The sequence below is a fragment of the Cytobacillus sp. T106 genome, assembly GCF_040492155.1.
Taxonomy (GTDB): Bacteria; Bacillota; Bacilli; order Bacillales; family Cytobacillaceae; genus Bacillus_AB; species Bacillus_AB infantis.
On the sequence record NZ_JBEUMK010000024.1, the window covers coordinates 12,311 to 25,398 of the forward strand.

The following is a 13,088-nucleotide window of genomic DNA, read 5'->3' on the forward strand; positions in this document are numbered from 1 at the left end:
TTTTTAAATAATAACTCCCAAGCCCCTTAATGCCCATCCACCTCCTTAATATACTAATATTCCCCCGCCGGATAGACTATCCATGAAATTCTGGCATTTTCATATAAATCGTTTTTCAGAATGCACTTTCCAATGGCAATTAAAAAAGAGGCACCCTATGCGGGATGCCTCTCAATATCAATCTGTAAATTCAGCAGATGTTCCCTGCCCGCGCCCCGCAATGAAGGCAAAGGCAGCTAAAAGGACTGCCACTGAAAATAAAGCAAAAATGGTGCTGCCGGTAAATCCGATCACCAGGTATCCCACAGCTGCGATCAGCGCTGATATGAGTGCATACGGCAGCTGAGTCAGCACATGGTCGATATGGTTGCACCCGGCCCCTGTGGATGAAAGGATGGTTGTATCTGAAATAGGAGAACAGTGGTCTCCAAATACCGCTCCAGCCAAAACGGCTGCCATTGCAGGCAGAAGAAGCGAAATATCGGTCGCTGCTACAACGTCGCCGGCAATAGGAAGCAGGATGCCAAAGGAGCCCCATGATGTTCCTGTACTGAATGCCATGATCCCTGCAATTACAAACAATATGATTGGCAGCAGTGAAAGGCTTATATTGCTGTTTTCCACGACACCTGCAAGATAGGTCCCGGTTTCCAGCTGGCCGATCAGATCAACAATCGCCCAGGCAAAGATCAAAATATAGACCGCAGGGAGCATGGATTTAACTCCTTCCCAGATCCCTTTTCCGAAAACGCCTGCACTTACTCCCTTCAATACGACAGCCTGGCGAAGGAACAGCAGCAGTGTGAGAGCAAGCCCGATCAGGCTTCCGATGATCAGGGATTTCGCTACATCGGTATTTTCGAAGATCTTCAGGATCGTTGCGCTTCCCTCTGTTGCTGTGTATCCAGTCCAGACCATGCTGCCGACTGTTCCGAGAATCAACGCAATGATCGGCCAGACAAGATCTCCGACTGACCCGGTTGTGCTTGTTGGAAGATCATCCTTCAGCTCTCCAGGAGCAGGCTTATCAGGATCCAGAACCAGTCCTTCTTTTACAGCCCGCTCTTCATGGGCTTTCATCGGCCCGATTTGGATATTCCTGAATGCCACAATGAATACCATGGCAAGAGCAGTCCATACATAAAGGTTCATCGGCACCATCTGCATGAAAGCTGAGAATGCCGAGTATTCTGTCACCCCATGACCGGCTAGGATCGTCCCGATTAGGGCAATGATATAGGCGCCCCAGCTCGAAACAGGGGAAACGACACATACCGGAGCAGATGTAGAATCAATCAGATACGCAAGCTTTGCCCTTGAAACTTTATGCCGGTCCGTTATCGGCCGTGAGATCTGGCCGACCGCCAGTGCATTGAAATAATCATCTATGAAAATAATGATGCCAAGCACTGCACCGACAAGCTGGGCTCCAGCCCGGGTTTTCACCCGTTTCATCGCCCATTCCCCGAATGCGCGGCTTCCTCCGGAAATGTTGATAAAAGCGGTAATGATGCCAAGAACCAGCAAAAATAAAATAATATATACATTCCAGGTATTCAGGGCTCCATCAGCCACAAAAATGCCTTTGACGGCCTCCCAGATGATGCTCAGGGTTTTCCCGATGCCAAAGTCGGCAAGCAGGAAGGCAGCGGTTATAATCCCGACACCTAAAGATAACAATACTCTTCTTGTCAGAACGACCATTAAAATGGCCACAAGCGGCGGCAAAAGTGAAAATATCGTGTTTGCCAATTTCTCTCCTCCTCCTTGTATGATGACAGGGGGGAACTTCCAGACGAAGATGCAGTTTCAGCTGCTGTGCAGCTGCAGATAATAAAAAAGAGCAATGATAGAAAATCCATCATTACTCTTTCTAAGTAATAGGTTTCTCCATCACGATCTGTAGCTCCCCATTATAAGGCTTTTCTAAGCATATACCTGCTTTGCCTTTATAATGACAGTGCTGCCCTTCTTCAAAGCAGCCCCAGCAATGGAATGCGGACACATGTCAATTGCTTCGGCAAAAATTCCCTTTCTGATGCGGTCAACGTTGTCATCCTCGCACATCTTACTCTTGAATTTTGCACCTCTACCCCACCGGATATGATAAGGTCATATTAATTTCTATAATACTATAACAGGCACCCTTCTTTTTAGCAAATCCATTAATTAGCAGGCAGCTCAATGGAAGGGGCAGAATCACCGCCGCCCCCGTTATAGAATTGAGGCACATCTCCCGGGATGACTCCCATGGCCACCGGCACATCCTCCCGCACATGTATAACTTTTGTAGCAAATGGTATGATGATCTGGACCTGGACATCCAGGCGGACAAACACTTCCACCAGTACATTATTGATTCCATGGTCTTCACTTTTTCTGATCACATTTGATGTAACAGATCCCACGGAATTGAATTTCACAGGTATCCGGGGTCCGAGATTCCCTAAAAGGGCGTTGTTAGTTGCCTGGCCCAATGGCACATAGTAGATGATCCCATCCTGCTTTTTGGAGCCTTCTGTTTCAATTTCTATTTCTGTGAATGATTCCAGGGCTGATAGATCGCCCTGTTCAGCTTTTTTGATATTATCCTGGACCATTTCCGTAACCTCTGCCTTCACACGGTTTAGCTTCTCGGTATTGATGGTGATGACAGAACCATCGCCGCTTTTAACAAACATCTCCTCAAGGTCCATTACATTCGTGATTTTTTTGTTGATGGCATTGTTAATGACCAGCGATGCGATTTTCCTCGTCTGAGAGTCAGCGTAACTCATCAGGGTAGGTTCAAGCCCCTTATTGATGATCCATATTCCGGCTGCGGTCGAGAACATAAAAAACACAAAAGTCAGCAGAAAAACATACCGGAAAGGAAGCGGGCCTTTCCTTGGGAGCCGGCCGCCGAATTTAGCCAAAGCAAATCCCCCCTTTACAAGCTATATGTATGCTGCAAAGGGAGGAACTAGCAGAAAAACTTAGATTTTATTTGCTGTTTCCGGCATCCGCATTTCACAGCCGGTGACAATCACGGTAAGCTCTTCTGACAAGTCGAGATCGAATGGTTCAACCGGAAGGCCCTCTTTTTCAAGGATGCGGACGACTGGCCTGTCTGACACCCCTTTATTCTGGCGGACCACCACTCCTGACCTGCCATCATTCAAATGGACCATCATCCCGGAAGGATAGACAGCAACAGACCGCCGGAAAGCTTCTACCACAGCCGTATCAAATTGCTTCCCTGAGCCTGCATACAATATCTCGAGCCCCTCATGCGGCAGCATGGCCCCCCTGTATACACGGTTGGAGGTGACGGCATCGAATACATCAGCGACGGCAATGATTTTGGCAAACAGATGGATTTCATCTTCCACCAGCCTCCTTGGGTAGCCGCTGCCGTTCAGCCGTTCATGATGCTGAAAGGCGCAATGGGCAGCAAGGAGAGGCAATGTATGTACCCTGCGCAAAATTTCAAAGCCTGCTTCTGCATGCTTTTGGATTTCTGCAAATTCATCTTCTGTCAGCTTTCCCGTCTTAAAGAGAATTTCAGAGGGCACCTTCATTTTGCCGACATCATGGAGAATAGCCCCGATCCCCAGCATATCCAGCTCCTGCGGCTTCAGCTTCAGCTCTATGCCGATCGCCAGGGAATAGAGCGTCACATTCAGCGAATGGGAGAAAATATAACTGTCATATGTACACACGTCCGCCAATATGCCAAACAGATCTTTATTATCATTAATCTGCTGCACCAGATCCCTGATGATCTGTTTAAAGCTTTTCGACGATTTTTCAATAATGATCGAGTCTGACAGCTTGTTCCCTTTCTTTATCTGGGTAAAAGTTTCCTCAATGGAAGATACCGCTTTCCTTTTCATCGCCGAATCGATCGAGCTGCCGGATTCTATATCATCTGTCCTCGGGTCTTTTACATATATATAGGTGACGCCAAGATCCCCGAGCCTTGCAAGCAGCTTCTCCGAAAGCTCCACTCCGTCGCTGACAAGCACAACACCCTTATCGCTTAAAACCGCTTTTGCAAGAATGGCCCCCGGATGTACTGATGAGGTAGCTACTAATCTCATATAAAAGCTCCAATCATTTCTGTCTCAATTTACGTCCTTCATCCTATCCACATTATAGTAGAAAATTCTACAAAATACGACTGATAATGGTAATCTTTGCATAAGTAAGTATCTTCGGCTTCTATTTGGAGTGGAATGATCCGTTAAAGAAAAAAAAGAGCCGCCTGCTGCGGCTGGCTCTCTACAGCATTTTCAGCAGGGCGTCCTTGCCGATCATGCCTTTATGGATTCCAAGTTCTTCAGCCTCAAAGGTCACCGATTCCAGCGGTGCCTCCAGGAGCTGCTCGATCGTGCGGACACCAACAGCCCTTCCAGCAATCACTTTCCGGTCCTTCAGCTTTTCATTGAGCAGGGCGATGTCCAGCGCTCCGCACATAATATAGCCCTTTTCGCTCGAGACAGCGAGCAGGGTCGTTTTCGGCAGCTGAACGGATACGCTTAAAAAGGTATGGCCGTCGATGATGACAGGTGACAGTTCCATCATAAGTATCCACTCCTTTCGCTTCATAACAGATTATGTCAGCAAAAGAAAAAGGGTGCCGGCATATTACTGAAGCTGCTGCAGTTTCCATTCCAGCAGATGCCGCAGGAAATCGGGAAAGAAATATTCCTTTTCGGCAGCCCTGCGGATTTCAGGGAAAAAGGGACCGAATGTAAACATGTCCGGGATGGCAAGGGAATAGCTTTTTTCATTGTCGAGCACCTGACCGCCAATCTGCATATTTCCCGAAGTATCCATTTCTGCACCGGTACTGATCATTCTTCCCATGAGGGTCCCGCGGAAACCAAGTCCCTTGACCTGTAACTGCTCCCACTCATCACTTTGTGCATGCCGGAGCACTTCCTTCAGCTCAGACCCTGTCAGCACAACTTTGCTTGGATTGATCGGATGCGGACAGATTCTATGGAGGTCATACAGAGTTGCCTCATTCTTTTCCAGCCCCTCAAGGATCAAGCCTTCATTAAGAAGGGCTGCATCCGCCCCGCACTTCTCCTGGAGTGCTTTACACAAAAGAATGGCAAGCTGCTTTTTGCTCATGCCGCCGTTTGGCAGAGGTGCTGCCGGTACATCAAGGAGGCTTTTTCCCTTCCGATAAAGATTTTCAATGATATGCTCTTCATCATCAGCAGGTGGCAGCTCATTTGTATCATACAGCTGCGCCTTTTTGCCGATGACTGTTTTCGTTTCCGTGTCTATTTCGAGCATAACATGCCCGGCATAAAACCCGTGCTTGCCGGCGGCTGCCAGCAGGCAGCCTTCCGCCATTTTCCCTTCATGCAGAATATGATGGGTATGGCCGCCAAGAATCACATCGGCTTCCGGAAATTCCGCCGCCAGCCTTTCATCATCATGAATGCCCAGATGTGACAGGATGACGATAATATCGGCCTGTCCCCTTACCTCTGCAAGTACCTTTCGAAGCTCTTCAAAGGGGTCTGTCAGCTTCCAGCCGAGCAAATCATAGAAATGTTCATAGTTTGCTGTTGCACCGGCAGCAGCCACCTTAAGTCCGCTTACAGTCTCATAAATTGCATAAGGTTTAGCCCAGTCCGGCCGCCTTCCATCTTTGTAAAAAAGGTTGGCGGTGATAACATCAAAACCCGCTTTCTCATAGAGAGTGTCAAGAGAGTCAAAAGGAAGGGTAATTCCTTCATTATTGCCGATGGCAGCAGCAGTGCAGCCTGCCTGATTGAGCAGGTCTGTGTTGCACTTCCCCCCAGTAGCCTCTGTCAGCGGATGCCAGCGGTCCACATGGTCGCCGATATCGAAAAAGAAGACATCTTCTCCTGCCTCTTCATGCCATTTGCGTCTTTCTGTTAAAAGGCTGTGAATCCTCGGCCAGCGGCTAAAATGGCTGTGCAAATCATTTGTATGGTATATATGGATAACTTCTTTCAAAGATGAAACCTTCTTTCCTTTTCCCATCAGGCCAATGCAGGCCGAACATCACGGAGGTGCAAGCCTCTCCTCATTTTAGAACAAATCAAGCTGCCGGGGAGCCAGGCCTGTATACTCAATCCCCATCATATCGACCAGCTGGAGTGCATTGTCTGCCGCATCCCCGCCTGAATTATTATTAAAGACAGCATATACCTTCTTTGTGCTTTTTTCCAGTTCCCTGAGGGCCGGGGCCCAGCCGGAAAGCTCCTCCTCATTATAGCGGTAGAGATATCTCACTTCCCTCCAGTTCTCCGCATTCTTTTTCTGCCAGCCGTGCACATTCCTTCCATGGAAGCGGACCAGCACCTTTCCCGGATGGGTACTCTCCATGACTGTCGGGACAGACCCCTCGCCGGACTGTGGTTCATCGCAGATACTGTGAATCCATTCTTCCTGCTCCATGAACCTTAAGGTCTTGTCCTTCATTTCCGGATAGAACCAAGTCTGATTGCGGAATTCCAGGGCACAAGGGATATCATCCATCTGATCCTTGCACCAGCGCAGATAATCAACATTTTCCCTGCGGCAGTCAAACCATGGAGGAAATTGAAACAGCGCCATGCCGAGCTTATCCTTAGCGATATAAGGCTGCAAGGACTCCTTAAAAGCTGTAAACATCTCTTCCTTGCTGTCAAAGGGGATTTCTCCGCGCTGATGCCCAGTCATACCCTGATAGGCTTTAACGATGAATTCAAAGCCGTCGGGCGTTTCTTCCGTCCATTTATGTGCATTCCTCAGAGGCTGGACAGCATAAAAAGAAGCATCCACCTCTACAATGGGGAAATATGCTGCATATTCCTTCAGCTTATCACGCGGGGAAATGCCCTTCTTATAAAGACTGTCATGATCCCCCCAGCCTGTGAGTCCAATATTAATCATGCTGCCGCCTCCTTTCTGTTCTCTATGTAACGTTCTATTTTCCCTCTTTCACGTCTGGAAAAACCACGAAGCACTCCTGCCTTCATTATACAAGAACAACCGCCAGGCCGCTTTTAAGGTGCCTTTAAAAGAGAAAAAAACCCATCCGGCAATAACCGGATGGGACCAAGCTTGATCAGCCGATGGAACCTTCCATCTCGAACTTGATCAGGCGGTTCATTTCAACTGCATATTCCATTGGAAGCTCTTTTGTAAATGGCTCGATGAAGCCCATTACGATCATTTCAGTTGCTTCTTCTTCGGAGATGCCGCGGCTCATCAGATAGAACAGCTGCTCTTCCGAAACCTTTGATACCTTCGCTTCGTGTTCAAGCGAGATGTTATCATTCAGGATTTCATTGTAAGGGATTGTATCAGAAGTAGACTGATTATCCATGATCAACGTATCGCACTCAATGTTTGCACGAGCGCCTTCCGCTTTGCGGCCGAAGTGCACGATCCCGCGGTATGTTACTTTACCGCCCTGCTTGGAGATTGATTTTGATACGATTGTAGAAGAAGTATTTGGAGCAAGGTGGATCATTTTTGCCCCGGCATCCTGATGCTGGCCTTTCCCTGCAAGTGCAATGGAAAGGGTCATTCCGCGGGCGCCTTCTCCTTTAAGGATAACTGCCGGATATTTCATTGTCAGCTTGGAGCCGATATTTCCGTCAATCCATTCCATTGTAGCATTGGCTTCACATACAGCCCTTTTTGTTACAAGGTTGTATACGTTGTTTGCCCAGTTCTGGATTGTCGTATAGCGGCAGTACGCATCCTTTTTGATGATGATTTCTACAACGGCACTATGAAGAGAGTTCGTTGTGTAGACTGGAGCTGTACATCCTTCAACATAGTGGACATGGGCGCCTTCATCCACGATGATGAGCGTGCGCTCGAACTGCCCCATATTTTCTGAGTTGATGCGGAAGTAAGCCTGAAGCGGAGTGTCTACCTTTACGCCTTTTGGCACGTAGATGAAAGAACCGCCTGACCATACCGCAGAGTTCAGAGCCGCAAACTTATTGTCGGTCGGAGGGATTACCTTCGCCCAGTGCTCGCGGAAAAGATCTTCGTTTTCCCTCAAAGCAGAATCTGTATCCTTGAATACGATTCCTTTTGCTTCAAGGTCTTCCTGCATATTATGGTAAACAACCTCTGACTCGTACTGCGCAGAAACACCTGCAAGGTATTTTTGCTCTGCTTCCGGGATGCCAAGCTTGTCAAACGTCTGCTTGATCTCTTCAGGCACTTCGTCCCATGAGCGTTCTGTCTTTTCAGAAGGCTTTACATAATAAGTGATTTCATCAAAGTTTAATGACGCTAGATCTCCGCCCCATTGAGGCATTGGCATGTTGTAGAAATGTTCAAGAGATTTTAAACGGAAGTCAAGCATCCACTGAGGCTCTTCTTTCAGCTTTGAAATTTCCTCTACGATTTCCTTCGTCAAACCACGTTTTGAGCGGAAAATGGAAACGTCTTTATCGGCAAATCCGTATTTATAATCACCGATTTCAGGCATCTTTTTTGCCATCGTCGTTTTCCTCCATTCAGGGCAGACAGGGCCTTGGACCCTGTATTGCCGTTTATTGTTGTTCTTCTTCCTTCAGGCCCTTTTCCATGGCCTTCCATGAAAGAGTCGCACATTTGATGCGTGCCGGAAACTTTGAAACGCCCTGCAGTGCTTCAATATCACCCAAATCCAAATCTTCATCATACTCTTTGCCCTGCATCATATCTGAAAAGATCTTTGAGAGCTTTAAGGCATCTTCCACTTTCTGGCCCTTGATTGCCTGGGTCATCATCGATGCCGAAGACATGGAGATGGAGCAGCCTTCACCGTCAAATCTGGCGTCCGCCACCTTCCCATCCTCAACCTTAAGCGTCAGCTGGATCCTGTCTCCGCAGGTTGGATTGTTCATATTGATCGTCAAGCTGTTATCTTCTTCAAGAACCCCTTTATTGCGGGGGTTTTTGTAATGATCCATAATGACTTGCCTGTACAGGGTATCTAAATTATTAAAAGACATCGCTGAAATACTCCTTTGTTTTAACAAGTCCTTCAACAAGCTTATCAATATCTTCTTCCGTGTTGTACAGGTAAAAACTGGCCCGTGCCGTTGCGGAAGCCTTCAGCCATTTCATCAGCGGCTGTGCACAGTGATGGCCTGCCCTTACCGCTATTCCTTCAGCATCAAGGACAGTCGCCACATCATGCGGATGGACATCATCAAGATTGAAGGTTACAAGTCCGGCTCTTTCGCCGGCATTCTTCGGTCCATAGATGGTCATGCCTTCAACTGATGACATTTTTTCCATTGCGTATGCGGCAAGCCTATGCTCATGTGCTTCAATGTTTTCAAGGCCGACTTCCTGTAGGAAATCGATTGCTGCACCAAGGCCGATGGCTCCTGCAATAATCGGGGTGCCGGCCTCGAACTTCCAGGGAAGCTCTTTCCAGGTAGAGTCATAGAGATCAACAAAATCGATCATCTCTCCTCCGAAAAGGACAGGCTCCATGTTTTCAAGAAGCTGCTTTTTGCCGTACAAGACGCCGATACCGGTAGGGCCGCACATCTTATGTCCTGAAAAAGCAAGGAAGTCGCAGTCAAGATCCTGGACATCCACCTTCATATGAGGTGCAGCCTGTGCGCCGTCCACTACCATGATCGCGCCATTCTCATGGGCAATCCTTGCGATGTCCTTGATCGGGTTCATAACGCCAAGGACATTGGACACCATCATAATGCTGACAATTTTCGTATTGCTTGTAACCGTCTTGCGGACATCCTCCAGTGAAATGGTGCCGTCCTCCTGAAGAGGGACATATTTCAGCACCGCTCCGGCTCTTTTGGCTGCCTGCTGCCACGGAATGATATTGCTGTGGTGCTCCATATAGGTAATGACAATTTCATCCCCTTCGGAGAGATTGTCTCCTCCATAGCTTGAAGCAACCATATTCAATGCGCTTGTTGTCCCGCTCGTGAAGATCACTTCCTCAATCGAACGGGCATTAATGAATTTCCTGGCCTTTTCCCTTGCACCTTCATACGCATCCGTCGCTTTTGTACCGAGGGTATGCACCCCGCGGTGAACATTGGAGTTATACCCGCGGTAATACTCGTTCAATGCCTCGATGACCTGTACGGGCTTCTGGGAAGTTGCGGCGCTGTCAAGGTAAACCAAAGGCCTTCCGTTGACTTCCTGGTTCAGAATAGGGAAATGTTCACGGATATTCTTGAAATCCATTACTTAACTTTCCTTTCAATCACATCAACAAGCTGCTTTTTGACTCCTTCGATCGGAAGCTCTTTCACGACCGGAGCAAGGAATCCGTGGATGACAAGGCGCTCTGCCTCTGTCTGCGGAATTCCCCGGCTCATCAGGTAGTACAGCTGGGTCGGATCCACACGGCCGACAGATGCTGCGTGGCCTGCCGTTACATCATCCTCATCGATGAGAAGGATCGGGTTTGCGTCTCCGCGTGCCTTTTCGCTCAGCATCAGAACGCGGGACTCCTGCTCTGCATTCGACTTCGTTGCACCGTGTTCGATTTTGCCGATGCCATTGAAGATAGAGGAGGCACTTTCTTTCATAACGCCATGCTTCAGGATATAGCCTTCTGTATTTTTACCGAAATGGACAACACTTGTCGTGAAGTTCTGCTTCTGCTCACCGCGTCCGACGACAACAGTCTTCGTATCGCCGACAGAACCGTCGCCAATCAGGTTCGTTACGTTTTCGGAAATCGTGTTTCCATCATTCATGAGCCCGAGAGCCCATTCAATGCGGGAATCCCGTTCCGCCCTGCCGCGGCGGTTAACATACGTAGTGATTCCTTTTGCAAGGTTATCAACTGTTCCGTACTGCACCCTGCTGTTAGTGCCTGCAAGCACTTCAGTGACGATATTGAAAACACCTTCTGCTGAATCGATCGTTGAAAGGTATGTTTCAACATAAGTAACACTGCTGTTATCTTCAGTTACGATCAGTACGTGGTTGAAGACATTCGCTTCTTTGTCATCATGCAGATAGATCGCCTGGATCGGCTCAGACACCTCAACATTGCGCGGCACATATAAGAATGCCCCGCCGTTCAGGAGTGCTGCATGAAGTGCTGTCAGGCGGTGTTCATCCACCTTAACGCCATCCTTCATGAAATACTTCTGCAAAAGGTCGCCGTATTCGCGGGCAGCTGTGAAGATATCCGCAAAAATGACTCCCTGGTCCTGCAGTTCTTTCGAAAGGGAAAGATGTGTCGGACGGTTATTTCTCTGGATATAAAGGTTCTTGCTTTCTTTATCCAGGTCAATCAAAGATTTGGCTTCTTCCGGAAGGTTATCAAGTGAGCCAAAATCTTCGCTTTCCACTATATGCTTTTCAAACTGTGTAAAGTTCCATTTATCGATCTTTGTTTTATCAGGCCGCGGCATTGGCAGCGTCTCAGCGTCAGCAAGAGCTTTCACACGCAGTTCTGTCAGCCAGGCCGGTTCACCCATTTCTTTTGAAAAAGAGCTGATATACTCTTTGTCAAACGGCAATTTCGTTTCAATAGTCATCGTGATCCCCCTAACGCTTACGCTTCTTGCCCTACAGTTTCGTCTTCAATGCCAAGTTCTTTTTTGATCCAGTCATAACCTTCAGCCTCAAGGCGCTGTGCCAGCTCAGGCCCGCCAGATTTAACGATGCGGCCCTGCATCATGACATGCACATGGTCAGGAGTGATGTAGTTAAGAAGGCGCTGATAGTGAGTGATGATCAGGCAGCCGAAGTCTTCTCCGCGCATTTCATTGATCCCTTTGGAAACAACCTTCAGGGCATCGATATCCAATCCGGAGTCGATCTCATCAAGAATGGCGATTTTAGGTTCGATCATCATCAGCTGAAGGATTTCGTTCCGCTTTTTCTCGCCTCCGGAGAAGCCTTCGTTCAGATAGCGCTGTGCCATATCCTGGTCCATTTCAAGGAAGTCCATCTTGCTGTCCATCTTGCGGATGAATTTCATCAATGAAATTTCATTGCCTTCTTCCATGCGGCTGTTGATTGCAGAACGCAGGAAGTCCGCATTTGTAACTCCGCTGATTTCACTTGGATACTGCATGGCAAGAAACAGGCCTGCACGCGCACGCTCATCCACTTCCATCTCAAGTACATCTTCGTTATCCAATTCAATGCTTCCTGAGGTTACCTCATATTTAGGATGTCCCATGATTGCAGAAGAAAGGGTTGATTTACCAGTTCCGTTAGGACCCATAATCGCATGGATTTCTCCGCCTTTCACTTCAAGGTTGACCCCTTTAAGAATTTCTTTGTCCTCAATAGAAACATGAAGATCATTAATTTTAAGTGTAGATCCAGCCATCATTATACCTCCGTCAATAAAAAAGATTTGTATATACCGGCAAGAGCCGCAAATCTCTATTCTCATTTTATTCTCATTACAATCTTATAACAAATAGAAAGTGTTAGCAACTCTTTAACAACACGCAGATAGTATTAATTATCTGGTAAGAACTTTTATTGGCTAAACCCTTTCCGCTTCCCTGGATCCAAAACTGGAAATCCAGGCATGTCCAAACTATTTTTCCCTGCAGAGCGGCTTTCAATGTACATGAATTCAGTTGCAGCCCCTTCAGTTTAACATAAGTATGGACCGGGCTCCTACTGTTCCGGAAAAAACGGGCTATATTGTTACTGCTTTATACTAAAAGAAAAACCAGTGCGGCATCACACTGGTTTCAACTGTTTTTCTTCCTTATTATATATAATTCTTAAGAATGTACTTTTCTTTCCAGATCCGCTACCATACGCTGGCTTTTCAGATAGTCCTGCTCGCGCCGTTTTTCTACGCTCATCCTTACATCATGTTTCCGGCTGTATACCTCATAGCCGACACCGTGGGCACTGTGCATCGCTTTTTCCATTTCACTTGTGTAATTCAAGTCCAGCTGACTGATAGTAAATCAATCCTTTCAATTTTGTCGCTTCCGCGATTTATTTTACTCATGGAATATCGTAACACTCCTTCTATACCACGCTCAAACAGGAAAAAACCTCATTTTGTATAATTCATTAAGGTATCCCCTCTTGAAGGGACCTCATCTCCGCCATCCTTACAATTCCGGCTGAATTCTTCCAAATAAAGG

Annotated in this window: 12 protein-coding genes and 1 riboswitch; all 12 genes read right to left on the minus strand. The window is 47.4% G+C overall.

Annotated features, from left to right (window positions below; all coding sequences use genetic code 11):
- Window positions 1-177 precede the first annotated feature (177 nt).
- The 12 genes from ABU165_RS23800 to ABU165_RS23855 all read right to left on the minus strand — a co-directional run bounded on the left by ABU165_RS23800 (window position 178) and on the right by ABU165_RS23855 (window position 12,866).
- Window positions 178-1,752 carry a Na+/H+ antiporter NhaC family protein gene (locus ABU165_RS23800; RefSeq protein WP_318060782.1) on the minus strand — a complete coding sequence of 525 codons (1,575 nt, stop codon included), beginning with the start codon at window positions 1,750-1,752 and terminating at the stop codon, window positions 178-180.
- Window positions 1,753-1,895: 143 nt separating this feature from the next.
- Window positions 1,896-2,100, minus strand: a riboswitch (Lysine riboswitch).
- Between the two features lie 65 nt (window positions 2,101-2,165).
- Window positions 2,166-2,915 (minus strand): sporulation protein YunB, encoded by a 750-nt coding sequence (gene yunB, locus ABU165_RS23805; protein ID WP_318060783.1) that lies wholly within the window; start codon window positions 2,913-2,915, stop codon window positions 2,166-2,168.
- 60 nt (window positions 2,916-2,975) lie between these two features.
- The gene (locus tag ABU165_RS23810; protein WP_009791470.1) at window positions 2,976-4,082 is read right to left on the minus strand and encodes an HD-GYP domain-containing protein; all 1,107 of its coding nucleotides are present in this window, start codon (window positions 4,080-4,082) and stop codon (window positions 2,976-2,978) included.
- 181 nt (window positions 4,083-4,263) lie between these two features.
- On the minus strand, window positions 4,264-4,566 hold the full coding sequence (locus ABU165_RS23815; protein ID WP_009791471.1) for a YunC family protein: 303 nt from the start codon (window positions 4,564-4,566) through the stop codon (window positions 4,264-4,266).
- A 63-nt stretch (window positions 4,567-4,629) separates the two neighbouring features.
- A complete protein-coding gene (locus ABU165_RS23820) occupies window positions 4,630-5,982 on the minus strand; it encodes a bifunctional metallophosphatase/5'-nucleotidase (RefSeq protein ID WP_318060784.1) in 1,353 nt (450 codons plus the stop codon).
- Between the two features lie 75 nt (window positions 5,983-6,057).
- Window positions 6,058-6,903, minus strand: a complete 846-nt coding sequence (locus ABU165_RS23825; RefSeq protein WP_094769834.1) for a DUF72 domain-containing protein — start codon at window positions 6,901-6,903, stop codon at window positions 6,058-6,060.
- 175 nt (window positions 6,904-7,078) lie between these two features.
- Window positions 7,079-8,476: a Fe-S cluster assembly protein SufB gene (gene sufB / locus ABU165_RS23830; protein ID WP_009791475.1), complete on the minus strand. Its 1,398-nt coding sequence runs from the start codon at window positions 8,474-8,476 to the stop codon at window positions 7,079-7,081.
- A 52-nt stretch (window positions 8,477-8,528) separates the two neighbouring features.
- The gene (gene sufU / locus ABU165_RS23835) at window positions 8,529-8,972 is read right to left on the minus strand and encodes a Fe-S cluster assembly sulfur transfer protein SufU (RefSeq protein WP_009791476.1); all 444 of its coding nucleotides are present in this window, start codon (window positions 8,970-8,972) and stop codon (window positions 8,529-8,531) included.
- The gene (locus tag ABU165_RS23840; protein ID WP_009791477.1) at window positions 8,962-10,191 is read right to left on the minus strand and encodes a cysteine desulfurase; all 1,230 of its coding nucleotides are present in this window, start codon (window positions 10,189-10,191) and stop codon (window positions 8,962-8,964) included. The genes sufU and ABU165_RS23840 overlap by 11 nt, the downstream gene beginning before the upstream one ends.
- Window positions 10,191-11,501, minus strand: a complete 1,311-nt coding sequence (gene sufD / locus ABU165_RS23845; protein ID WP_009791478.1) for a Fe-S cluster assembly protein SufD — start codon at window positions 11,499-11,501, stop codon at window positions 10,191-10,193. Before sufD ends, ABU165_RS23840 begins: the two co-directional genes overlap by 1 nt.
- Before the next feature lie 17 nt (window positions 11,502-11,518).
- On the minus strand, window positions 11,519-12,304 hold the full coding sequence (sufC, locus tag ABU165_RS23850) for a Fe-S cluster assembly ATPase SufC (RefSeq protein ID WP_009791479.1): 786 nt from the start codon (window positions 12,302-12,304) through the stop codon (window positions 11,519-11,521).
- Between the two features lie 409 nt (window positions 12,305-12,713).
- On the minus strand, window positions 12,714-12,866 hold the full coding sequence (locus ABU165_RS23855) for a YuzK family famiily protein (protein WP_009791480.1): 153 nt from the start codon (window positions 12,864-12,866) through the stop codon (window positions 12,714-12,716).
- Between the last annotated feature and the right edge of the window lie 222 nt (window positions 12,867-13,088).